Here is a 24932-nt window from a genome sequence, read left to right on the forward strand (position 1 = left end):
GGCACATTTTAAATTACCGCTGTTTCTACGGCACTACACACATGCATACAACAACTCAATACAGCAAGGCTCCCTTCGAAACAAAAGGATGGGAACGTGAGGAGCACTTTCATTTTTTCAGGGCATTTGCGCAGCCTTTTTTCAATGTGCACACCGAAGTGGATATTACGAACCTTTACCATTACGCGAAGCAGGAAAAGCTATCCATCTTCCTGGCTTACCTGCACGCTGCCACCGAAGGCATCAATGCCACAGAAAACTTTCTGCTCCGGCTGGAAGGTGATGGCGTTGTAAAATATGAAGGGGCGGATATTTCCACGACCGTACTTAAAGACAATAAGACGGTTTCTTTTGTGCACCTGCCTCACCATGCCGATATTCATACTTTTTGCGCAACTGCCTCCGACATTATGGCTGCTGTAAAGAAGAGCAACAAGCTGTTTTACGGTTACAGTGGCCCGGATGTAGTGCATGCCACTACCCTGCCCTGGTTTAAGCTTAATGGTATGGAACACGCCCATGCCAACGACCCTTCAGACTCTATTCCGAAACTTGCTTTTGGCAGGCTGGAGTTTAGAAACGATCAGGTTATACTTCCGTTGAGTGTGCGGGTGCACCATGCCTTAGTAGATGGTTACCACATTCACCTGTTCCTGGAGCACATGAAAGCAAGTATAAATGCGTTGGGCAACGTATAAAGTATACTTTTAAGCTCGGTCTAAATAACGACAAATAGAGCAACCACTATAAAAAAGCGCCGCCTTCCTTATAAAAAGAAAGCGGCGCTTTTTGCTTTAAACTTGATTTGTTTTAAGCTATCGAGCTTACCTCGGCTGTACGCTCGATTTTCTTTACAAGGCCCTGTAACACCTTACCTGGTCCGCACTCCACAAAATGCGTGGCTCCGTCGGCAACCATCTGCTGTACTGATTGCGTCCAGCGTACTGGTGCAGTTAATTGCTTTATCAGATTCTCTTTTATTTCTTTAGGATCTGTATGCGGCTGCGCGTCTACGTTCTGGTAAATAGGGCAAATGCCTTGGCTAAAGGTAGTTTCCTCTATGGCCTGAGCCAGTTCTTCCTCAGCTGGCTTCATCAGCGGTGAATGGAACGCACCACCAACCGGAAGCGGCAAGGCACGCTTCGCACCAGCTTCTTTCATTTTCTCACAGGCAATCTCGATGCCTTTGTTTGAGCCGGAGATCACCAACTGCCCGGGGCAATTGTAGTTAGCTGCCACTACTACCTCGTCAATAGAAGCGCATACTTCCTCTACCTTCTCATCTTCCAGGCCAAGTATAGCCGCCATCGTAGATGGGTTTGCCTCGCAGGCTGCCTGCATCGCCAATGCACGCTTCGATACTAAACGCAAACCATCTTCAAAGCTCAATACTTTGCTGGCCACCAAGGCAGAAAATTCTCCTAGAGAGTGGCCTGCAACCATATCAGGCTGAAATTCAGCTGCTACTGCCGCCTGCGCTACAGAGTGCAGGAATATGGCTGGCTGCGTTACTTTTGTTTGCTTTAGCTCCTCGTCGGTGCCATTAAACATGATCTCGGTGATGTTGAAACCCAGGATCTCGTTTGCTTTATCGAACAACTTCTTTGCTTCATCGTGCTGCTCGTACAGATCTTTGCCCATTCCCACAAACTGAGAACCCTGTCCCGGGAAAACGTATGCTTTCTTCATTCTTGTATTTTATTATTAAATGACTTTATACTTAAGTTTATTCCAGGCTAAATTGCTATGATGCCGCCATATAGTTTAATGGCTATACTTATTCAAAACAAACAATCTAACATGTAATTACCCTACAAACCTTGCCCGCTGTGCCGGGCTCGGCAGCATGCAGCTTTCGGTGCGGCCTGCAATTTTATAGCGGTGCTTCGCTACAAAGCGGTATACAAAGTTGCGGAAAGATAAAGGAATAAACCTAAAATAGTAAAGTATAGAAAGCGGAAAATTAAGATGGCGGGCTATCCGGAGGGCTGCTTCAGACTCCGTATACAGCTTTCCGTTTTCGTAGAGCAGCATCGAATCGGGCAAAGGTTGCGGCAGTTGCGCCTGTGGCACCAGCGCGGGTAAAACGTCAGACTGAAGGGCTGCAAAGTATAAATCCTGGCTTTGGTTATACTTTAGCACCACCTGCACACTTGCCTGGCAAAAGCCGCAAGAGCCGTCGTAAAACACGACGGCTCTTTTGCTTAAATCCTCTTTATGGTTTGATGCCATGTTATCTAACAATTTCTACCCAGCCTTTATACTTCTTACGCGACTCAGCAGGGTTGCGGGTAAAGAATTCAACTTCAGCTTCGTAATAGTATACTCCATCTGTCAGGCGGTTTCCGTTGTTGTCTACCCCTGGCCAGTTAATGTATACGTCGTCGCCTCCGCCTGTTGCTGTTTTGTCGTACACCAGCACTCCCCAACGGTTAAATACCTTAAACTTCATGCTTCTGATAAACAATGATTTTTTATCGGGTCGGAAGATGTCGTTAAGGCCATCGCCGTTTGGTGTAATAATATTAGGAAGCGTAAAGTTGATGCAGTTATCGTTACAGGCCTCGTTGCTAAACGGACTTACCTGCCCATTTAAAGCCGTTGCCGTTACCACATAGCATCCCGCAAACGACTGCAAGCCGGTATGGGTATAGGTTGTTTCTTTTGTGGTGGCAAGCTGCACAAACTCTGCATCGTCTGTTGGCTTAAAGTATACCGTGTAAAAATCAATCTCATCGGTACAGTCGCCGGTTATCTGCGGCTCCCAGGTGAGCACATTCTGGTAAGGTGGCTGCGTCGGGCTTTGGTTAAACACAGCGCAGTCCAGTTGCTGTATGCTAAGTATCGGGGCACACACTACTTTGGGCAATACCGCGCATACCTGCTGGCTGTTATTACGCAGCGGCGATGGTATATCCTTTATTTCATAAGAGCCAACTGTTTGCACATAGTAGCAGTATGAAGTGCCACGCTCAAGTGCTGCGCCTCCAAAAGTGCCCCTGTCTGTATATGTACCGCTCGATGCTGTTGCAGTCACACTATCTATAAGCGTAAATGTTCCGTTTATCTGGCGATAGATCAGGTGGCGGCGCACTTCGTTTTTCCAAGGCACGCTATAGGTCCAGTCAAGCTTGATCTCTTTCTGGTCTCCGGTGCCCGGTGTAACGGTTAAGAACACACTCGATGCCTCAGTACTGTCGCGCAAAGCTGTTGGCTGGCCGCCTGCCTGTGGTGCCTGGTAAAACTCAAGCCTGTATCGGTAGGCGTTGTCTACGGTATTCAACCCCTGGTCTTCAAACGTTACATCATCCATGTTGCGGGTACGCTTCACTTCTGTAAAGCCGGCACCAGTCTGCTGCCCCACCTTGCGGTACAGGCGGTACTCCAATGGTTGCGTTAACCTCTCTATATTTCTAGGCTTAATCCATTTAACAGTTATCCGTCCGTTTGTTGCGTCTGTTGCATCAACAGTAACATTAGTCAGATAAGGGATGTCCTGCTCAATAACTACGCAGCTTTCATTAGAGGCTATACTTTTACCTCTGGCCGGCCCAGGAAACTCTGCATAAATAATGTAGCAATACTCTGCTCCTGCTTTTAAGCCTGCACCGTTATTATTATCGGTATAAGAGGTTTCACTTGCATCAACTTCGGCAATTAGCACATACCCTGTACTGGCAGGTACGCCTGTCTCACATACATCCGGCACAAACCCTGAGGCTCCTTCGCGCCGGTAAATGCGTATGGTAGAGGCATTCTGGCAAATATAGGGGTCCCAGGTTACAGTTACTGTTCTCTCGGAGCTGGTTGCAAGCAGGTTCTGGGGCGGTGGCCCCACTACTCTGATATTCCATGGTTGCAGGTCAACCAGTTCCGTCTCGTTTGGCGGGCGTACGTCTTCTGCTTTAAAAATTACCTGGTAAGGTCTTTCGCGCACATCAGAGCAACTGGTCGCCCAACTAAACTGCCCGGTTGCCGCCCCTTGTGTTCTGGAAGTCTGCCTGAAAGTGGCCGGAGGCAATATACCGCCAATCGCTGTCAGGTCAATCAGATCACCATCAGGGTCTGTAGCGCGTATAATGCCGTTAAGTGTTGTGCCTGCTATAACGCAAGTATCTTTAGGCGCCAATTGCGGAGGGCGGTTAGGCGTTTCCTTCACAATTATCTGCATATCGCGCACTACCTCCCCAAGCTTGACAGCTCCGTTTGCGGACACACGCCATTCCTCCACTACAAAGGCTACGTTATACTCTCCCTTTATACAGGGGGCATCCCAAATTAATTGTCCGTTTGTTACATCCAGCGTCAGGAAGGAATTGCCGCTGCCCGTAGAAGTGGTACAACCACCGCCATAAAGACTCGGAAGCACATAGCCGGGCACATTGCTTGGCAGGGCTGCAGTACCACCACGCTGCTGTGGCACTCTTAACTTAAATGCAAGGCTGTCGCCATCGGCATCGTAAGCACCGGGGTTGTGCACAAACACACGCCCTACCGCAGCAAGGTCTACTGGGGGTACGGTAAGTACCGGGGTACTGTTAAAGCCCCGCAGCGGGTTGATGTTGATGGTAGTTGATATGAAAAAGGTTAACTGGTCTGAGGGCGGGGTTACGTTTAAGATATTAGGGTTACGGTTTATACCTGTCCAGGAAATAATATAGGTTCCGGGTGCAGGATAAGTATATTCCCAACGGTAAATCTCCACGTCCACGAGGTCAGCAGGGTCGCCGACAACGGCATTTCGCTCTTTGGGTACTGTACTGGTGGTTCCGTCTCCGTTTGCTATTGTTACTGTAGGATCATCCGCAATAGAGGCTCTATCGGTATATATCCTCATGGTGAAGAAAAAGCGTAACGGGTTGGGGTTGGGTGTCGTATCCCGTTTGGCTGTAATATCTCCTGCTCTAATGTGCGTGGCCTGTGCTTCTGTATAAGCTCCCAACAACAATATCAACACCCACAACAGACCGCCATGCAGCAGATACTTTTTGCGTAAACTGTTCGGCATATAGGTAGGGTTTGGCGGTAAATCAGCTATAAAGTAAACTAAAAAACTTTGATTTTATTATCAACAACGAGTAGAAAAGATGGTTTACATAATAAAGGTTTTCAATCCTACGCATTACAATTTAGATTGATTCAAAATATTAACCTAAAATTGTTTTATAATAGGCCCTCTAGTACCTTTGAGAATTAAAAATGCATAATTAATTAACCTTTAACTAATACAGATGAATTGGTTTACTAAAACGTTTTCCAGTACAATCGGACGCAAGATCATCATGTCGATTACGGGTCTTTTCCTGTGCTCTTTCCTGGTGGTTCACCTGATTGGTAACCTGCAGCTTTTTAAAAACGATGGAGGTGCTGCCTTCAACGTTTACTCTCATTTCATGGGAACCAACCCTGTTATCCGCACCATGGAAATTGTCCTGCTACTAGGATTCCTTTTCCATATCTATGATGCTATCGTTTTAACGCGTCGTAACAAAGCGGCTCGTCCGGTAGGATACGCAGAGAACCGTCCGGGAGAAAACAGCCCCTGGTCTTCCCGTAACATGGGTTTATTAGGTACTGTTATACTTGTGTTCCTGATCATCCACCTGTGGAACTTCTTCGTTCCGGCTCGCTTCGGCGGTTTGGAAGGCGTTGTTGTGGAAGATGTGGAGTATGATAACCTTTACCTGCGTGTGGTACAGTCGTTCCAGATCTGGTGGTATGTTGCCATTTATGTATTAGCTATGGTTGCCTTGGCTTACCATTTGATTCATGGTTTCCAAAGCGCGTTCCAATCACTTGGGCTTACGCACAAAAAGTATACTCCATTTATCCAGAAGTTCGGTTACGCTTTCTCAGTTATTGTTTGCCTAGGGTTTGCTATCATTCCGCTATATTTCTTCTTTTTCTTCGAGTTATAATTAAACTGAAATAGTTTACTATGATACTAGATTCTAAAATCCCGGAAGGCAACTTAGCTGAAAAGTGGGATAAGCATAAATTTAATGTGAAGCTGGTAAACCCGGCTAACAAGCGTAAATACGATATTATTGTTGTTGGTACTGGTTTGGCAGGTGCATCTGCAGCTGCTACTTTTGGTGAGCTTGGCTATAATGTGAAAGCATTTTGCTTCCAGGATTCTCCTCGCCGCGCGCACTCAATTGCCGCACAGGGTGGTATCAACGCAGCTAAAAACTACCAGAACGACGGTGACTCTATTTTCCGTTTGTTCTACGATACAATTAAAGGTGGTGACTACCGTGCACGTGAGGCCAACGTTTACCGCCTGGCACAGGTTTCGGTAGATATCATTGACCAATGCGTAGCACAAGGTGTTCCATTTGCCCGTGAGTACGGCGGCTTGCTAGCAAACCGCTCATTCGGTGGTGCACAGGTTTCGCGTACGTTCTACGCCCGTGGCCAGACCGGACAGCAGCTGCTTTTAGGTGCATACTCTGCCCTTAACCGCCAGATTGCTTATGGTAAAGTAAAAATGTACCCGCGCACCGAAATGCTTGACCTGGTAATGGTTGATGGCAAGGCGCGTGGTATCGTGGTTCGTAACCTGATCACAGGTAAAATTGAATCGCATAGTGCACATGCAGTAGTGTTGGCAACAGGTGGCTACGGTAACGTATTCTTCCTTTCTACCAACGCAATGGGCTCTAACGCCACAGCAGCCTGGAGAGCACACAAAAAAGGCGCCTTGTTCGCTAACCCTTGCTATACTCAGATTCACCCAACCTGTATACCGGTATCTGGTGGCTACCAGTCTAAGCTAACGCTTATGTCAGAGTCGCTTCGTAACGATGGCCGTGTTTGGGTTCCTAAAACTGTAGAACTGGCTCAGCGTCTGCGCAAAGGTGAAATCACAGTTAACGACATCAAAGAAGAAGACCGTGATTACTACCTGGAGCGTAAATATCCAGCCTTCGGTAACCTGGTACCACGCGACGTAGCATCACGTAACGCAAAACTTGTTTGCGACGAAGGGCGCGGTGTAGGAGGTTCTGGCTTGGCTGTATACCTTGACTTTGCCGATGCAATCAAGCGCGAAGGCCAGCCGGCAATTGCTGCCAAGTATGGTAACCTGTTTGAGATGTACGCTAAGATCACAGACGAGAACCCGTACGAAAGACCAATGCGTATTTACCCTGCTGTTCACTATACTATGGGTGGCCTTTGGGTAGATTATAACCTGATGACTAATATCCCTGGTTTATATGCAACAGGCGAGTGTAACTTCTCTGACCACGGTGCAAACCGCTTAGGTGCATCTGCCCTGATGCAAGGTCTTGCTGATGGTTACTTCGTTATTCCTTATACTATCGGTGACTATCTGGCTAAAACGCCTTACGATAAAGTTGGTACCGATCACCCTGCGTTTAAAGAAGCAGAGGCTGCTGTTATTGCTAAAAACAACCAGCTTTTAGGCATCAACGGTACACGTACGGTAGATGATTTCCATAAGGCGCTTGGCCAGATTATGTGGGATTACTGCGGTATGGCCCGTAACGCTGAAGGCCTGCGTTTTGCCAAGCAGGAAATTCGTAAGCTGCGCGACGAGTTCTGGAGAGATGTTAAAGTTGTTGGTGTAAACGAAGAACTGAACATCACACTTGAGAAAGCAAACCGTGTTGCTGACTTCCTTGAACTAGGCGAGTTGATGGTAGATGACGCGCTGCACAGAAACGAGTCTTGCGGTGGTCACTTCCGTGAAGAGTACCAGACCCCTGAGAACGAAGCCCTTCGTGACGATGAGAACTTTGCATACGTAGCTGCCTGGGAGTTTACAGGTGTAGGCAACGATCCGGTTCTGCACAAAGAAGAACTTCAGTTCGAAAACGTGAAGCTAACACAGCGTAGCTATAAATAATTGATCATGAATAATTATAAGTGTTTCATACTTACTGATTCATTTGTAATTCTTAATTCGTAATTCATAATTGAAATAAGATGGCTGGAAGTAATCCAAATGCTAAACCAATGGACCTGACACTAAAGGTTTGGCGCCAAAAAGATAAAGATGCAGCAGGTTCTATGGTTACATATCCTGTGAAGGGTATATCTCCGGATATGTCTTTCCTGGAAATGCTGGACGTGCTGAACGAAGATATACTTCGTAGAGGCGAAGATCCTATTGCCTTTGACCACGATTGCCGCGAAGGTATCTGCGGTATGTGTAGCTTGTTCATCAATGGCCGTGCGCATGGCCCAGAGCGTGGTACAACTACGTGCCAGCTGCACATGCGCCACTTTAACGACGGTGATACCATTACCATTGAGCCTTGGAGAGCTGCTGCTTTCCCGGTGCACAAAGACTTGGTAGTAGACCGTTCTGCGTTTGATCGTATTCAGCAGGCTGGTGGCTATGTATCTGTAAACACAGGTGGTGTGCCAGACGCAAATGCTATTCCTATTCCAAAATCAATTGCTGACAAGGCTTTTGACGCAGCTACTTGTATTCAGTGTGGTGCCTGTGTGGCAGCATGTAAAAATGCCTCTGCCATGCTGTTTGTTTCTGCAAAGGTATCTCAGCTGGCTATGTTGCCACAAGGTAAGGCTGAGCGTAAGACACGTGCAGAGAACATGGTGGCCCAGATGGATATCGAAGGCTTCGGTGCTTGTACTAACATTGGTTCTTGTGCAGCTGAGTGCCCGGTAGGTATCTCTTTAGAGAACATTGCGATGCTACGAAGAGAGTATATCTCAGCTACGGCTACCTCAGAGAATCTCGCTTAAAAGCATAAGGCATTCATACAGAAAAGGCGAGGCAGGCAACTGCTCCTCGCCTTTTTCTTTTGCAACATATCAAGTATACTTGCAGCAAGTATAACCTTAGCGCAGTATAAGTGTTAAGGAAATATAAAATAACATCATATAATGATCACATTACTATCGGGCACAAACAGGCCTGCATCAAATTCCAGAGCTGTTGTAGATATGTATGCTAAGCTACTGGAGGCACGTGGCATCAGCTACCAGATTTTAGACCTAGCCGACTTACCAGGAGACTTCACAACCTCTGCTCTATATGATAATGTAGGTAAAAATGAAAAGTTCAATAAGCTGAGCAGCCTGATTGCTGCATCTGATAAGTTTGTGTTTGTTGTTCCCGAGTATAATTCCTCCTTCCCTGGTGTACTAAAAGCATTTATTGATGGACTAGATTACCCCAATACCTTCCGGGATAAGAAAGGGGCCTTAATCGGCATATCATCGGGTATGCAAGGCAGCGGCCTCTCACTTAGTCACCTGACAGATATACTTAACTACCTTGGTATGCACGTGATGGCCATGAAACCTAAATTCGCACATATAGAAAAGAACTTTGACGGCAGCAAACTAACAAATGAGTTGTACCAGGAGCTATTGGAGCAGCATGTAGAACAGTTTATAAAGTTCTAGCTTTTGTAGCAGGTATAAGCTAAACCTACGTTTAAGACCTTTAAAACGAGAAAGGGCCGCAGTAAACCGCGGCCCTTTCTCGTTTTAAACTTAATTGTTATTTAGTCAACATTATCGTGCAGGAAACGATTGTCGCCTAGTATCTCATTGTCATCATTTAAGTTGAAGCGCGATATGCTACGCTCAGAAGAATGCGACACCTTCTCAAGTGATACATTGCGGCGCAGGTAGGCAGGAACATCCAACTTTTCTTTGATAGCCTCTGAAGTTATTTCAGAGCTAAGCATGCGCAGGCGCTCACGGCGTTCCTCAGCACGGCGCTGCATCAGTTCACGATCTTCAGCAATTCGCTCAGCTTCTCTAGCAGCACGATCTTCGTCGTTTGATACTGAAGCAAAGAAATCGTTCTGAGAATTGCTATCCAAAGTATAAATGGTGCGCTGTGGCTGCTCTACTGGTCTGCGTGCAGGTTGTTGCTGCTCATAGGTCTGCTGTGGTGCGGCCGGGGCCGGAGCAGGCGTCTGAGGCATCGCAACAGGAGCAACTACAGGTTTCGCTACAAAAGCAGCTACTTCAGGAGTTTCTACTTTAGCAGGCTCAGCAACTTCAATTTTTTTTTGGCTTTCCAGATCAAAAACAGTCTTCTTAGGCTCCATGATGTTATCAGAGCTGCTGGCAAAGCCAGTTGCTATAACAGTAACACGGATGCTCTGACCAAGCGAAGAGTCGATGCCATGGCCGAAAATCACTTCAGCTTCCTGGCCTGCCTTGTCCTGGATGTATTCTGTGATTTCGGTTAACTCGTCCATTTCCAGTTCTGCCTGCTCACCAGACATAATAGAAAGAAGGATTTTCTGAGCACCGTGAATATCTGTGTTGTTAAGCAACGGAGAAGAAAGAGCTTCTTCGGCAGCGCGTAACGCACGGCCCTCGCCCTCTGTCGTAGCAGAACCCATAACTGCAGCGCCAGAGTCTTTCATAACCGTTTTCACGTCTTCAAAGTCCACGTTAACCTCAGCTGTAACCGTAATAATTTCGGCAATAGACTTAGCTGCTGTGGTTAATACGTTGTCCGCTTTCGCGAAAGCCTCACGGATAGTCAGGTTACCGAACATCTCGCGCAGCTTGTCGTTGAGGATCACAAGTATAGTATCGCAGTTCTCGCTAAGTTCTTTTACACCATTTTCGGCAGCTGTCTTCTTCTTTTTGCCCTCGAAGGCAAAAGGAGCAGTTACAATACCTACAGTCAGGATACCAAGTTCTTTGGCAACTTTAGCAATAACCGGTGCAGCACCAGTACCGGTACCACCACCCATACCAGCCGTAATAAACACCATTTTGGTGTCAGAGCTAAGCATTTCGCGGATTTCCTCTTTGCTTTCCAGGGCAGCGTGTTTGCCTTTTTCAGGGTTAGCACCAGCTCCAAGACCTTCCGTAAGGTTTTGCCCGATGGCAAGCTTAGTAGGTACGCTGCTGCTTTTCAAGGCTTGGGCATCGGTGTTACATATAATAAACTCGACATCTTTGATGCCTTGGCTATACATGTGGTTAACAGCGTTGCTTCCACCGCCCCCGACGCCAATCACCTTAATGATGGACTTACTGCTTGATGGTAAGTCAAAAGTGTACATTGAAGTCATGCTAATTTCTCCTGCTCTATAATGGGTTAATAACTTTGTTTATTGTCTATGTCGTCAGACAAAAAGCCCTTGATCATCTGGAAAAGACCGCCATTGCTTTCTTTAGCAGCCTTTTGGGTAGTAGTTGGCTTCTTGTATTCTGTTTGTTCTTGCTGCGTTTCAGTATAGCCTGCTGCCATCTGATCGATAGACTGATAACCTGCCAACACCAAACCTACACTTGTTGCATACATTGGGCTCTTTACGGCATCAATCTTAGATTTACCCAGGTGCTCGTTCGGATAACCGATACGTGTATCCATTCCTGTAATGTACTCCACCAACTGCACCAGATTCTGCAACTGAGACCCTCCCCCTGTAACAACGATGCCCGCTGCTAAGCTATTGGCATACCCTGAACGAACAATCTCAGCGTATATCAGTTCCACTATCTCCTCCATTCTCGCCTCAATAATGTAGGCAAGGTTTTTCAAAGATATCTCTTTTGGCGTTCTATCGCGCAATCCTGGTATCGAAACAATCTCATTTTCAGAGGCTTCGTCTGCAATTGCTTTACCAAACTTCACTTTAAGCTGCTCTGCCTGGTTTTGCATCACCATACAGCCTTGCTTGATATCAGAAGTTATGATGTTACCCCCAAACGGAAGAACTGCTGTATGCCGGATGATATTGTCTTTAAAGATGGCTAAATCTGTTGTGCCGCCGCCAATATCTACTAATACAACACCTGCTTCCTTCTCCTCATCGCTTAGCACCGACATGCACGAAGCAAGCGGCTCCAGGATAAGGTTCTCTACCGCAAGACCGGCACGCGTTACGCATTTATTAATGTTATTGATAGCGTTTGACTGTGCTGTGATAATATGGAAGTTGCCCTCCAAACGCACACCAGACATACCCACCGGATCAATAATGCCTTCTTCGTAATCCACTTTATACTCTTGTGGCATTACGTGAATAATCTCGCTACCGGGAGGTGTTACCAAACGGTACATGTCATTTGTTAGGCGGTTAACATCCTCTACGGTAATCTCGTGGTCTGTTACCTGGCGTGTAATGCTGCCGTTGTGCAGTAAACTTTTGATATGCTGACCGGCAATCCCTACGTTCACTACGCCAATGTTGATACCTGACTGCTCTTCGGCCTGGCGGATCGCTTTTTTGATGGCCTCAACAGTCTTATCGATGTTGCTGACCATGCCACGTACCACGCCCTCCGATACCGCTTTGCCCATGCCAAGTATCTCCAGCTTTCCAAACTCATTTTTCCGACCAACAAGTGCGCAAACTTTGGTTGTGCCAATGTCCAAGCCTACTACTATTTTGTCGTTCTGCATATCTGTATATTTATTCGCAAATAATCTGATCTTCGTACTCTACATTCACTCTTTTATATTCGTCCCAGCCCATTACAGGCAGCACTTCTTTATAAAAGATCATCAGTTTCCTGAATTTTGGTTCTACTTCGGTGGGTTTACCAAACTCTATGGTATGCTCCCCCACTTGCGGCAGAAACGAAATTTTCCCTTTGCCGTCAATGTGCATTTGGGCAATCTGTGCCTTCCAGAACTGGTCGTTCTCAATGAACTGCAGCAAAGAAAGGTAAGCCTGTCCTGTTGAATCCTGAAAGAACTCACGATCCAGGTTCTTTAATAAAGCCGACTTGGTTATTGGTATTACACGAGCGGTGTATCTGTCTGAGAGTGGAAGGATGTTGCCCTCCGCATCTATATAGACATCTTGGTCTGGTCGTATAATTCTAGCAATAGGCCTATTCTGTTTTACTTTAACATGAATATTTCCGTCTAGCCCCCGGTATACTTCGGCATCTTTTACAAATTTATTTGCTTCGATGCGTTTTTCCAGGTTTTTAAGATCAATATTGCGGTTCGGAAGCCCTTCTAATTTGCGATCTCCTTCACGTGTTAAAAGGTCTCTTACTTCCTTATCCCCAATAAAGTAATTATTGTACTCATTATCAATATTTATTGACACTTTCTTACAGATTTTTTCATTTTGCCTAGAATCAGCAAAACCTGCGAGAGCGCCAATCGATATGATGCTACAACCTGCAAAAATTAAAGATTTTATTTTACTATTCAAGCCCATGACCTTCTTTTTCTAAAAAATTTCTGATAGGCTTTACCAGCGTGTCGATATCACCGGCTCCAACAGTTGCCAATACATCAAAATCGCTGTTTTTAAGCAAATTCTCAATTATATTTTCTTTGTGCAATATTTCTTTATGGTTGCACGTAACCTGCTCTAAAATCAGCTCTGAGTTTACTCCCTGAATTGGTTTTTCCCGTGCCGGATAGATATCCAGCAGCACCAGCTCGTCGGCCATACTTAAGCTTTGGGCAAACTCTGCTGCAAAGTCACGTGTACGGGTGTACAGGTGCGGCTGAAATAGCACTTTAATTCGCTTGTTTGGGTATAGCGCACGCAGCGACGTCATAAAAGCTTCAATCTCTTTGGGATGATGCGCATAATCATCTACATATACTTTGCCCTGCCCTTCGTACACAAATTCAAATCGTCTTTTTACGCCGGTATAACTCGCCACTCCTGCCTTTATACTTTGCGCATCTAGTTGCATAACCTGTGCCGCAAGTATAGCGGCTAAGGTGTTCTCCACATTATGGAAACCCGGCAAGCCCAGACGCAACCCTGCTATATTCCCTAGTGGGCTTTGTGCATCAAACTCGAACCAGCGACCGTTTATGCTTACATTCTGCACATGTGCCTGTCCCTTGTTTAAACCATACTTTATAACCTGCACCCCCTCCTGCACTAAGTCAGTCAATCGCGAATCCGTGCCTTCTTGTATAAATAAATGACCACCAGGTTTTACCTGGCTGATAAACTTCTGGAAAGTGCGGATCATTTCTTCAGTATCTCCATAGATATCCAGGTGATCCGGATCTGCGGATGTTACAATAGCCACATCAGGATAAAGCGTCAGAAAAGATCTGTCGTACTCATCAGCCTCTACAACTACTGTTTCACTTCCACCCTCTCCTTTACTTATCAGCAAGTTTGAGTTAAGGTTTGTAGAAATACCGCCCAGAAAAGCAGAGCAATCTACACCTGCATGACGCAGCAACTGTGTTACAATTGATGAGGTCGTCGTTTTGCCATGAGTGCCTGCAACCGCTATCGTAAATGCGCCGGAAGTGATAATCCCCAAAACCTCTGAGCGTTTTTTGATGGTGTAGCCATGCTCTCTTAGGTATGCCCACTCGGTATGCTCGGCAGGTATGGCTGGCGTCAGCACCACCAAGGTCTGCTCTTTGTTTTCGATGATCTCCTGTGGCAGCAACGTTACATCATCTTGGTAGTGCACGCGTATTCCTTCCTGCTCTAATGCTTCGGTAAGCGGTGTGCGGGTTTTATCATAACCCCATACCGGATATCCCTTCGCATTAAACCAGCGGGCAATAGCACTCATGCCAATGCCACCGATGCCTAAAAAGTAGATATATGTATACTGCTCCAGTTTCACTTGATCAGTTTAATTAGTTCGTTTACTATGTCGGCTGCCGCATTGGGCTTGGCCATTTTAAGTATGTTCTGGCTTAGGCGCTTCTGCTCTTCCTCGTTCTGCACAAGTTGTAGGGCTGTTTGCACCAGTTTCTGCCCTGCCTCCTGGTCTCGTACAAGTATGGCTGCCTGCTGCTGCACCAATGCCATAGCATTCTTTGTCTGATGGTCTTCGGCCACATTAGGAGATGGTACCAGTATAGCGGGCTTTGCTACAAGGCAAAGCTCTGATATTGACAAAGCGCCTGCCCTTGAGATCACCACATCTGCTGCTGCATAGGCCAGGTCCATGCGTTTTATAAAATCAAAGGCTTTTATACCTTGTGAGCTATACTTCTGCTCCAACTCCTGCGCTTGCTGGTAAAAAGCTTTGCCAGTTTGCCAGATAAGTTGGTACCCGGCTTGCGCCAGTTGCTCTAACCCTGCGGCTATACTTTGGTTGATGGTTCTTGCACCCAGGCTACCGCCTATCACAAGTATAGTTTTTTTATCGGCTGCAATACCAAAATGCGCAAGCGCTTCAACTCGTTTAGAGTTGCTGTCCAATATGTCGCTGCGAACGGGGTTTCCTGTTAGCACCAGCTTATCTTCCGGAAAAAAGGCAGCCATGTTTGGATATGCCACGCATACTTTATTAACCCGTTTAGCTAACAGTTTATTTGTAATGCCAGCATAAGAATTTTGCTCCTGTATAAGCGCCGGAATCTTACGTGCTGTTGCGGCATACAATAATGGCCCGCTTGCGTACCCACCAACGCCAACTACCGCATCAGGCTTAAAGTCTTTTATGATTTTGTGCGATGCTTTTATACTTGACAACACCTTAAGCGGAAACGACAGATTGTCTAATGTAAGCCGACGCTGGATTCCGCTAATCCATAACCCCACAATTTTATAGCCGGCCTCAGGCACTTTAGTCATTTCCATGCGGCCTTTTGCCCCCACAAAAAGAATTTCTGTGGCAGGGTTAATAGCCTTTAACTGGTTAGCAATGGCAACAGCAGGATAAATGTGCCCGCCGGTGCCGCCACCGCTTATTATCACTCTATATGGCCGCTGCTTATCAGGCATTTACAGGCACATTTACCGGTGAAACATCATTAACAGGTGCACCAACAGCAGCATCTTTCAATTTGCTGTCGCCGCGGCTAACGCTAAGTATAATCCCGAGAGATATACCCGTAAATATCAAGGAGGTACCACCCATACTTAGTAGCGGCAATGGCAGACCTGTGATCGGGCCTAGCCCTACGGCAACACCCATGTTTACCATCGCTTGTATAACAAGGCTAAAACTTAAACCCGCTGATAGCAAGCCGCCAAAGGCCCCATAGCTGTTGGATACAGTTACAAGCCCCCGGTACAGCAAAGCTAAGTATAGGAAAAGCACCGCAATACCGCCCAGTAAGCCATACTCTTCCAAGATAATGGCATAGATAAAGTCGGAGTATGGGTGAGGTAAAATATCACGTTGATCACTATTTCCCGGGCCTTTGCCAACTACACCACCCGTAGCAATGGCAATGTAAGACTGCTCTAACTGGAAAGCCGTTTCGTTTGGATCCATGAAATCCTCTACTCGGCTAATGGCCGTATCCAAACGCTGACCTGCTGCCAGAGCGCCACCACCTACAATACCACCTACAATCACCACGGCAGCCAGGTACTTAATCGGAACTCTACCGATAAACATCAGCAACAGGCACGTAAGGAAGAGGAGTAAAGCTGTAGAGGTGTTTGTTAAGGCAATAAGCGCACAAATACCAATTGTCCAGCCAAAAATCGGCAGGAGTATTTTCTTTATATCAGCCCAAACATCCTCATTTTTGCCCATCTCCTGTTGCCTTCTGGATAACATACTGGCCAGGAATGAGATCAAAGCCAGTTTTGCTAAGTCAGACGGCTGAAACGTTTGGTTGATAACAGGAATAGTGATCCAGCGGGAAGCCTCGTTGATGTTTGAGCCGTAGAAGTATGTAAAGAGCAGCAAAGGTGCTGATATTACCAGCGCCACAAGCGAAAGTTTGGCATAATAACGGTAATCAATTTTATGGGCAGCCCACATAAAACCCAAGCCCACCAGAATCAGAAAAGAGTGCTTGAACAGGAAATATTCCGTGTTACCCTCCATTTTCTTATAGGCAAGCGTACCTGTGGCAGAATATACTACGGCCACGCTTATAAGCGAGAACATCAGTACAATTCCCCATAATACAGGATCCCCTTTCAGGTTTTTCTGTAACCACTGCTTTATCATAAACCTTTGGCTAAATCGGTTATGTTATTTTTTTAAAACTATCTTCTCCACGGCCTCTTTAAAGCGCAGCCCCCGATGCTCGTAATTGTTAAATAAGTCGAAGCTCGCACAAGCCGGCGACAAAAGAACCACATCTCCAGGGGTAGCCAGCGAGCGGCTTAAACGCACGGCATACTCTATAGAGGTTGTTTCTGCAATGATTGGAATTACCCTGCCAAAAACCTCCTTTAATTTCTCGTTGTCCTTACCCAGGCATACCAGCACTTTTACTTTTTCGCGGGCTAAATCTACCAGGGTAGTATAATCGTTGCCTTTGTCCACGCCACCTGCTATCCATACAATTGGCTGCTTAATGCCTTCCAGCGCATACCATACTGCCTCAACATTGGTCGCTTTGGAGTCGTTGATATAGGTTACCTCTTTGGCTACTGCTACCTGCTGCAGGCGGTGTTCTGCGTTTTCAAAAGTCTCCAGCGCCTTTTCTATCACATCATCAGCAACACCTACCAATTTAGCTACAGCTACTGCTGCCATGGTATTATACTGGTTGTGCTTGCCGATAAGACCAGACTTGGAAGTATCTACTGTGCCTTCGTAAAACTGCTCCTCTACTTTAATACTTGCCCCATCAAAGTATACTTTAGCACCTGCTGCACCCTGCAACGAAATGGGTACTGAAGTACCGGCAAAATTTACAGAGTCGAATGCTTTGGCTATGTTTTCGTCGTCAGCGTTTAAAACAAAGAAATCGCTGCCTGTCATATTCTGTGCAACCCGCAGTTTTGAGGCGGCATACTTATCCATGCTGTACTCGTAGCGGTCCAGGTGGTCAGGCGTGATGTTTAGCAATACGGCAATGTGCGCCTTGAACTGGTACATGTTATCCAGCTGAAAGCTGCTTAGCTCCACTACATAATAATCATGCTTATTGTCGATTACCTTCTCTGCCAGGCTTTCCCCGATATTACCTGCAAGCCCTACATTGATTCCCGCATTCTTGAGCAGGTGGTAAGTTAGCAGGGTAGTTGTAGTTTTTCCGTTGGTGCCTGTAATGCAAATAAATTTGGCATTGGTAAACCTCCCGGCAAACTCTATTTCAGAAATTACAGGTATCTGTTTCTTGGTTGCTTCTTGTATAACTGCAGCTTTATCAGGAATGCCAGGACTTTTAATGATTTCATCAGCATCTAGAATTATATCTAACGTATGGGTTCCTTCTTCAAACGGGATAGCAGCAGTTGCCAGTTTGGCTTTGTATTGGTCTTTGATCTGGCCCATGTCTGAAACGAACACATCGATGCCCTTAGCCTGTGCCAGTAATGCAGCTCCTACGCCACTCTCGCCTGCTCCTAGTATTGCTATCTTCATTTTCAGTTTAATCGTTTTTCGTTAGCGAAGTTTAAGTGTTGCCAGCGTTAAAATGGCCAGCATGATACCTACAATCCAGAAACGGCCTACTATTTTGGACTCATGGTAACCAAGCTTCTGGTAGTGGTGGTGCAGCGGCGACATTTTTAAGATGCGGCGCCCTTCGCCATACTTCTTTTTAGTATACTTAAAATAACTCACCTGCAGCATCACCGACAGGTTCTCTATCAGGAAGATGCCGCACAGAATCGGAATCAATAACTCTTTTCTTACAATCAGCGCCAACACGGCAATAATACCGCCAATGGCCAGGCTACCCGTATCACCCATAAATACTTGTGCCGGATAAGTGTTATACCACAAAAACCCAACGCAAGCTCCCACAAAGGCCAAACAGAAAATTGTGAGTTCGCCGGAATTAGGGATAAACATGACATCCAGGTAGTCTGCAAAAATGGTATTACCCGATATCCATGCAAAAATGGCTAGCGTTAAACCTATAATGGCAGATGTGCCTGCTGCTAAACCATCTATACCATCTGTTATGTTGGCACCGTTTGATACTGCAGTAATAACCAGGATCACGAACGGAATATAGAGGTAGCATGACCAACCCTGAAATAACGAACCTGCAAAAGAGAACAGGTTACAATAATCCAGCTCGTTGTTTTTGCGGAACGGTATGGTTGTGATCATGCTGTGCACATCCACGTAATGCTTCGAAGCATTAACTGCTGAAGTCGTGCCGTCGGCTAACATATACTGCCGTACCACCACATCGTCGTTAAAGTATAATGTAAGACCCACAATTACGCCAAGGCCTATCTGGCCTAAAATCTTAAAGCGCCCTGCCAGCCCTTCTTTGTTCTTTTTGAAAACCTTGATATAATCATCCAGAAAACCGATCAAGCCTAACCATACGGTAGAAACCAGCATCAGGATGATGTAAATGTTATCCAGGCGCGCAAAAAGCAAGGTAGGAACCAGTATGGCCAGTATAATGATAAGCCCACCCATAGTTGGTGTACCTTTCTTCTCTAGCTGTCCGTCCAGTCCAAGGTCGCGTATACTTTCACCCACCTGCTTGCGCTGCAATACTTTTATCAGTTTACCTCCAAAAATCATTGCAATCAGCAGCGACACAAGCGTAGCCATACCTGCCCTGAAGGAGATGTACTGAAACACACCTGCTCCTATAAAGTCAAATTCCCGGTCGAGGTATGTAAAAAGGTGATATAACATTAATTTATACTTCGGTTTCCTTTAGCTTTCTATTTTTATTTACCCAGTTGCTGAAACATCTGGCGTAACACCTGCTTGTCGTCAAAATCAGACTTTACGCCTTTAATTTCCTGGTAAGTTTCGTGGCCCTTTCCGGCTACAAGTATGATATCATTTGGCTCAGCCAGCATGCAGGCTGTTTTTATAGCCTCTTTCCTATCCAGCACCGACAATGTCTTTTTGAAATCAAGTGGCTTAACACCTTTCTGCATATCCTCAAGTATAGCCTGCGGCTCTTCAAAGCGCGGATTATCAGAGGTAAGTATAACTTTATCGCTAAAGCGGCAGGCAATATCAGCCATGATAGGCCGCTTAGCCGCATCTCTGTTTCCGCCACAGCCAACAACTGTTATCACTTTCTGAAGGGGCGTTCGTATCTGCTGTATTGTGTTCAGTACATTTTCCAGCGCATCAGGCGTATGGGCATAGTCAACGATAGCTGTAACCTGCGAATCAGAAACAATGTAATCAAAGCGCCCTGCTGCAGACTCCAGGCTGGAAAGTATCGTTAGCGCCTCTACCGGTTCTTCGCCAAGCAGTACAGCCACAGCATATACCCCAAGAAAATTATAGGCGTTAAACGACCCTATCAATTTGCACCATACTTCCTGTCCGTCCACTTCCATGTGCAGCCCCTGTATGGTGTTATCGATAATACGCGCCTTAAACTCTGTTACCTTCCGCAAAGAGAACTCATGTATGCTGGCTTTGGTATTCTGCACCATTACCGCACCTCGCTTATCGTCGGAGTTGATAAGTGCAAACGCGCCTTTCGGCAAGCCATCGAAGAAAAGCTTCTTTGCTTTGATATATTCGTCAAAGGTTTGGTGGTAGTCCAGGTGGTCGTGGGTGATGTTCGTGAAAACACCGCCTGCAAACTGTAACCCTGCTACCCGCTTCTGCACCATAGCATGCGAGCTAACCTCCATGAAGCAGTAAGCACAGCCGGCTTTTACCATCTGTGCAAGCAGTTCGTTCAGCTTTACAGCATCCGGAGTTGTATGTGTAGACGGAATTACCTCCTCGTCAATCTGGTTTTGTACTGTTGAGAGCATCCCAACATGATACCCCAGCTCTCTGAAAAGTTTGTGCAGTAGCGTTACGGATGTTGTTTTACCATTTGTACCTGTTACACCAATCAGCTTTAGCTTAGAAGATGGATGGCCGTAAAACGCTGATGCCATTTTACCTAAAGCGTCCCCGGAATCCTGCACAAGCACATACGTTATACTTGGCTGCAGCTCTGCTGGCAGCTCTTCACAAACTATTGCCGCAGCTTTAGCATCCTCTGCTTTCTGGATATAATCATGCCCGTCAGCCTGCACTCCGCGCACGGCCACAAAGGCAACGCCTTCACGCACCTGCCGCGAATCGAATGTGATGGCCTGAACGGACACATCCTTTCCTCCCTTTATCTCTAGGACCTTAACGTCTTTTAATATGTTCTGCAGCGACTGCATTAGCTCAGTACAATTGTTATTTTAGTTTTTTGCGTAATATCCGTTCCCGGCTCCAGCGACTGCTGCTTTACTCGTTTGCCCGCTCCCTCAATTCTAACATCAAGGTGTTGATTGCCAAGTATAAACAGGGCATCGCGCAAGGTCATACCTTTTACATCCGGCACCTTGTTCGCCAACACAGGGTTTGGCTTAAAATCTAAAGAGCGCATTTTCGGCTCTGCTTTCACCCACTCCTCTTCGGTGCCGTTTGCGTGGTTACTGATACCTATTTTATTGCAGATATAGGTAAGGTCTTCCAGGCTGCCGCCGCCAACTGCCGGCATGCTGTCTTTATTCGGAACCACTCTAGCTTTCAAAGATTTGTGCATGGCCAGGTCACGCGCATATGCTTTATCGGCAAGCTCTTTAAATACCGGTGCTGCCACATCGCCACCATACACATTCACGCCCTTAGGACTGTCGATGATCACAATGCAGCTATACTTCGGATTATCGGCTGGGAAATAACCGGCAAAAGAAGTAGAGTACTCCATTACATAGCGGCCGTTCTTTACCTTGCGGGCCGTACCTGTTTTACCGGCTACTTTGTAATCTTTACTTAGTATATTCTTTGCAGTACCGTTCTCAACTACGCCCTCCAACATTTCGCGCAGGCGCTTCAGGGTTTCGTCAGAGCATACTTTCTCGTTTAGCACACGGGTTTTAAAAGACTGTATAACGGTATTTGTCTTGCTTATTTCTTTTACAATAATCGGCTGTATTTTTACGCCGTTATTTGCAACGGCATTGTAGAAGGCTAGTGTCTGTAACGGCGACAACTTCATCTCATAACCAATAGACATAGAGGTGAGCGTGGTACCGTACCAATTTTTATCCTGTGGGCTTTTGATGTATGGCCTGGCCTCGCCGTCCATCTGGAAACCAAGTGTACTGTTAAGTCCAAACTTATTCAGGTAGTCCACGAACGCCTGCGGGTTGTTACTAAAATGCTGCTCCATCAGCTTTGCAACGCCGATATTAGAAGACTTTTCGAAAACCTCCTGCACCGATAACATGCCGTATCCGCCTCTTTTGGCATCAGTCATAGTCGTGTTTTTGATCCGGTATGTACCCTCTCCCGTATCAACGCTATCTGTAAGTTTAACCTCTGGTGCATACTCAAACATGGCCATCATCGAGGCGAGTTTGAAAGTAGATCCAGGCTCCGTACGTCCTTGGTTACCAACGGCATAGTTATAATCCTCTATGTACCCGCCTTTTGTTTTTCCCAGGTTAGCAATTGCTTTTATCTCGCCTGTCTTCACCTCCATCATAATCACGCAGCCGTACTCAGCATTGGTCTTTTCCAAGGCTTTATACAACGCGTTCTCTGCCACATCCTGCAGGTTAATATCAATGGTGGTTTTAATGTCGTATCCGTGCTGCGGCTTTACTTCCGTGCCATCATAAATAGGCTTGTTACCACCAGCCATACGCTCAAAAAGCGCCTCTCCGTTAGTACCAGCCAAGTGGCTGTTAAAGCTGAACTCTAAACCAGCTCCGTTCTTATCTTCGTTTATAAAGCCTACTGTGCGCTCGGCAAGCAAGCCAAATGGCTTAAAACGTTTCTCTACTTTCTCGAATATGACTCCGCCTTTGTTTTTACCGGCCCTGAAAATCGGCCATTGCGCCATCATTTTCTTGTCCTGGTAATTTATTTGTCTGCTGTTTAGTCGCAGGTATCTTCTACCGTCGTGGCGGGCGTTTTTTATCTTACGGCGATAATAATCCTCTGATTTGTCTTTATAGAAACGTGCCAAAAGCATAGACAAAGAGTCCACGCCTGCATTAAAAGTGGCCGCATCGGCAACCGTCGGATCGAATGCAACCCGGTAAAATGGCAATGAGGTTGCCAGTATACTTCCGTTGTCGGAATAAATGTTACCTCGTGTGGCAAACACAGGCTGGTAACGGATACGTCTTTCCTTGGAAATTTTCTTCCAGCGGGCCCCGTCCATAAACTGGATCTGCACCACCTTGTACACAATAGCACACGCAAAAAGGCAGATAACCAGAAAGGCTACCCGCACCCTTAACACTATGGACTTCTTAATATTCATCGGCAGGCACAATCACTTGATAAGGTGGCGATGAACTTTCGACCAGGCCGAGTGGCTCTACGTTGCGTGCAACCTCGGACTGTTTGCTGGCTTCCATGTAGTCTGACTTTAGCGTAGTATAATCTGCGCGCAGGTCTTCTGTCTCTACTTTGATCTTATCGATTCTGCGGATTGTTTTTTCGGCAAAATGCGTGTTACCAATGTAGAAAAGGGTAATTAACGTCGTAAAAAGTATATACGGAAGGTACTTAAGCGGAACTCCTTCTTCGAACAAAGCATCCACGTTGGTATACTTGTCCAGGAGCTTGAAGATGCTGAATTTTCTGCCAGAAGGCTTTTTAGGCTGCTCCACCTTTGGCTTCACGCGCGCCGAGTTGGCCTTCGGCGGGGTATTTTGTTTTATTAGAACATTTGAAGCCATAGTTACTGTAAAAATTTGGAGCTATGTAATAGCCTGTTATTTAATCATCCTATTTATCTTTTCTCTGCTATTCTGAGTTTGGCGCTTCTGGAGCGGCTGTTTTCGAGCAATTCCTGCTCTGATGGCACAATGGGTTTGCGGGTTACTGCATCGAGCGGCTTTATCTCGTTTCCGAACAGATCTTTCTCCACCTCACCAAAAAACTTGCCCTTGGCAATAAAATTCTTCACCAGCCTGTCTTCTAAAGAGTGGTAAGATATAACCACCAATCTACCGCCCGGGCTTAAAACTTCTGTTGCCTGCTCCAGCATCTCTTCCAACGCCTGCATTTCGTCGTTCACCTCAATCCGAAGTGCCTGAAAAACCTGCGCCAGGTACTTATTTTCTTTCCCCTTTGGCGTGCAAGAACTGATAGCCTGCTTAAAGTCGTTTATAGTTTCAAATGGCTGTCTCACCCTCTTCTCCACAATTAAACGCGCAAGCGTCCGGGCATTTTTAACCTCTCCGTAAATTCCAAAGATGCGATGTAGCTGTTCTTCTGAATAAGTCTCCAGCACCTCTTTAGCAGTTGTGCCAGCCTCTGCGTTCATGCGCATATCCAGGGGGCCTTCAAACCTTGTTGAGAAGCCGCGTTCCGGCACGTTAAACTGATGAGAAGAAACACCAAGATCAGCTAGCACGCCGTCTACCTTCTTTACACCGTAAAGCCTCAGGTATTTTTTAAGATCCCTGAAGTTGGCACGCACGAACTGAAATGCCGGGCTTTCAATCTTCTTCGACTGCTCTTCAGCATCACGGTCCTGGTCAAAACCATAAAGCTTACCGGTTGTAAGCTTACTTGCTATTAACGAGGAGTGCCCTCCACCGCCAAAGGTTACATCAACATAAATACCATCCGGCTTAATTGCCAGGGCATCTACAGATTCTTGAAACAAAACAGGACGATGGTACTCCATTAAATCAAAGGCTCCTCTGCCGGTTTATCACCTAAAAACTTTTGTGCCAGCTGCGAGAAATTCTGCTGGTCTTTTATCAGGAACTCCTCATACTTATCAGGATTCCAGATTTCCACGCGATTACCTAACCCAACTACAATTGCTTCTTTCTCCAGCTCAGCAAAGCGCGACATCGTTTTTGGCACTATAAAACGACCTGCCCCATCCAGCTCAATTTCCGTGTTGCCACGAAAGAAATTTCGTTGGAAGTGGCGATATTCTTCATTAAACTCATTCAAGCCCGCTACTTTATCATAAATCACCTTCCATTCTGCCTTTGGATAAAGCACCAGGCAAGGTTCAAATCCTCTCATCAGCACCACATGATTACCAGACGCCTCCGGCAGGTTGGCTTTTATCTTTGCAGGTAAAACCAACCTTCCCTTCGGATCAATCTTGCATTCATATTCGCCAGAGAGGAAGTTCATAGACAATATAGCTTGGTCCGTATGGTATTCGGACT

General features: G+C 46.2%; 21 protein-coding genes. 5 read left to right on the forward strand and 16 right to left on the reverse strand.

Annotated elements, in window-relative coordinates; genetic code table 11:
• Positions 1-41: 41 nt before the first annotated feature.
• Positions 42-698 (forward strand): CatA-like O-acetyltransferase, encoded by a 657-nt coding sequence (locus tag Q1A23_RS05905; protein ID WP_299820892.1) that lies wholly within the window; start codon positions 42-44, stop codon positions 696-698.
• A 112-nt stretch (positions 699-810) separates the two neighbouring features.
• On the opposite strand, the gene fabD is transcribed toward Q1A23_RS05905, so the two are convergent.
• From fabD to Q1A23_RS05920, 3 genes are all read right to left on the reverse strand, one after another.
• On the reverse strand, positions 811-1689 hold the full coding sequence (gene fabD, locus Q1A23_RS05910) for an ACP S-malonyltransferase (protein ID WP_299820894.1): 879 nt from the start codon (positions 1687-1689) through the stop codon (positions 811-813).
• A gap of 117 nt (positions 1690-1806) precedes the next feature.
• Positions 1807-2232: a DCC1-like thiol-disulfide oxidoreductase family protein gene (locus Q1A23_RS05915; protein ID WP_299820896.1), complete on the reverse strand. Its 426-nt coding sequence runs from the start codon at positions 2230-2232 to the stop codon at positions 1807-1809.
• A gap of 1 nt (position 2233) precedes the next feature.
• Positions 2234-5008: a gliding motility-associated C-terminal domain-containing protein gene (locus Q1A23_RS05920; protein ID WP_299820898.1), complete on the reverse strand. Its 2775-nt coding sequence runs from the start codon at positions 5006-5008 to the stop codon at positions 2234-2236.
• Positions 5009-5231: 223 nt separating this feature from the next.
• Between Q1A23_RS05920 and Q1A23_RS05925 the strand changes: the two genes are divergently transcribed.
• From Q1A23_RS05925 to Q1A23_RS05940, 4 genes are all read left to right on the forward strand, one after another.
• On the forward strand, positions 5232-5918 hold the full coding sequence (locus tag Q1A23_RS05925) for a succinate dehydrogenase cytochrome b subunit (protein WP_299820900.1): 687 nt from the start codon (positions 5232-5234) through the stop codon (positions 5916-5918).
• 20 nt (positions 5919-5938) lie between these two features.
• Positions 5939-7873 (forward strand): fumarate reductase/succinate dehydrogenase flavoprotein subunit, encoded by a 1935-nt coding sequence (locus Q1A23_RS05930; protein ID WP_299820903.1) that lies wholly within the window; start codon positions 5939-5941, stop codon positions 7871-7873.
• A 110-nt stretch (positions 7874-7983) separates the two neighbouring features.
• Positions 7984-8739 carry a succinate dehydrogenase/fumarate reductase iron-sulfur subunit gene (locus tag Q1A23_RS05935; RefSeq protein ID WP_299821213.1) on the forward strand — a complete coding sequence of 252 codons (756 nt, stop codon included), beginning with the start codon at positions 7984-7986 and terminating at the stop codon, positions 8737-8739.
• Between the two features lie 141 nt (positions 8740-8880).
• Positions 8881-9405 (forward strand): NAD(P)H-dependent oxidoreductase, encoded by a 525-nt coding sequence (locus Q1A23_RS05940; RefSeq protein ID WP_299820906.1) that lies wholly within the window; start codon positions 8881-8883, stop codon positions 9403-9405.
• Positions 9406-9506: 101 nt separating this feature from the next.
• Here the strand turns inward: Q1A23_RS05940 and ftsZ are convergent, their stop codons facing one another.
• From ftsZ to mraZ, 13 genes are all read right to left on the reverse strand, one after another.
• On the reverse strand, positions 9507-11045 hold the full coding sequence (gene ftsZ, locus Q1A23_RS05945; protein ID WP_299820909.1) for a cell division protein FtsZ: 1539 nt from the start codon (positions 11043-11045) through the stop codon (positions 9507-9509).
• Between the two features lie 26 nt (positions 11046-11071).
• Entirely contained in the window at positions 11072-12382 is a 1311-nt protein-coding gene (ftsA, locus tag Q1A23_RS05950) for a cell division protein FtsA (protein ID WP_299820912.1), read from the reverse strand.
• A 10-nt stretch (positions 12383-12392) separates the two neighbouring features.
• On the reverse strand, positions 12393-13040 hold the full coding sequence (locus tag Q1A23_RS05955) for a hypothetical protein (protein ID WP_299820916.1): 648 nt from the start codon (positions 13038-13040) through the stop codon (positions 12393-12395).
• A 100-nt stretch (positions 13041-13140) separates the two neighbouring features.
• Complete coding sequence (gene murC / locus Q1A23_RS05960) at positions 13141-14550, reverse strand: UDP-N-acetylmuramate--L-alanine ligase (protein WP_299820919.1); 1410 nt, start codon at positions 14548-14550, stop codon at positions 13141-13143.
• The gene (murG, locus tag Q1A23_RS05965) at positions 14547-15659 is read right to left on the reverse strand and encodes an undecaprenyldiphospho-muramoylpentapeptide beta-N-acetylglucosaminyltransferase (protein ID WP_299820921.1); all 1113 of its coding nucleotides are present in this window, start codon (positions 15657-15659) and stop codon (positions 14547-14549) included. The genes murC and murG overlap by 4 nt, the downstream gene beginning before the upstream one ends.
• The gene (locus Q1A23_RS05970; protein ID WP_299820924.1) at positions 15652-16845 is read right to left on the reverse strand and encodes an FtsW/RodA/SpoVE family cell cycle protein; all 1194 of its coding nucleotides are present in this window, start codon (positions 16843-16845) and stop codon (positions 15652-15654) included. Before Q1A23_RS05970 ends, murG begins: the two co-directional genes overlap by 8 nt.
• Before the next feature lie 24 nt (positions 16846-16869).
• The gene (murD, locus tag Q1A23_RS05975; RefSeq protein ID WP_299820926.1) at positions 16870-18213 is read right to left on the reverse strand and encodes a UDP-N-acetylmuramoyl-L-alanine--D-glutamate ligase; all 1344 of its coding nucleotides are present in this window, start codon (positions 18211-18213) and stop codon (positions 16870-16872) included.
• A 21-nt stretch (positions 18214-18234) separates the two neighbouring features.
• Positions 18235-19455, reverse strand: a complete 1221-nt coding sequence (gene mraY / locus Q1A23_RS05980; protein WP_299820928.1) for a phospho-N-acetylmuramoyl-pentapeptide-transferase — start codon at positions 19453-19455, stop codon at positions 18235-18237.
• Between the two features lie 35 nt (positions 19456-19490).
• Positions 19491-20954 carry a UDP-N-acetylmuramoyl-L-alanyl-D-glutamate--2,6-diaminopimelate ligase gene (locus tag Q1A23_RS05985; RefSeq protein ID WP_299820929.1) on the reverse strand — a complete coding sequence of 488 codons (1464 nt, stop codon included), beginning with the start codon at positions 20952-20954 and terminating at the stop codon, positions 19491-19493.
• A complete protein-coding gene (locus tag Q1A23_RS05990) occupies positions 20954-23053 on the reverse strand; it encodes a penicillin-binding protein (RefSeq protein ID WP_299820931.1) in 2100 nt (699 codons plus the stop codon). Before Q1A23_RS05990 ends, Q1A23_RS05985 begins: the two co-directional genes overlap by 1 nt.
• Complete coding sequence (locus Q1A23_RS05995) at positions 23043-23474, reverse strand: FtsL-like putative cell division protein (RefSeq protein ID WP_299820934.1); 432 nt, start codon at positions 23472-23474, stop codon at positions 23043-23045. Before Q1A23_RS05995 ends, Q1A23_RS05990 begins: the two co-directional genes overlap by 11 nt.
• Positions 23475-23527: 53 nt before the next feature.
• Entirely contained in the window at positions 23528-24430 is a 903-nt protein-coding gene (gene rsmH / locus Q1A23_RS06000; protein ID WP_299820937.1) for a 16S rRNA (cytosine(1402)-N(4))-methyltransferase RsmH, read from the reverse strand.
• Positions 24430-24897, reverse strand: coding sequence for a division/cell wall cluster transcriptional repressor MraZ (gene mraZ, locus Q1A23_RS06005; protein WP_299820940.1), 468 nt, complete (start codon positions 24895-24897; stop codon positions 24430-24432). Before mraZ ends, rsmH begins: the two co-directional genes overlap by 1 nt.
• Positions 24898-24932 lie beyond the last annotated feature (35 nt).

The organism is uncultured Pontibacter sp. (assembly GCF_947492645.1).
GTDB lineage: Bacteria > Bacteroidota > Bacteroidia > Cytophagales > Hymenobacteraceae > Pontibacter.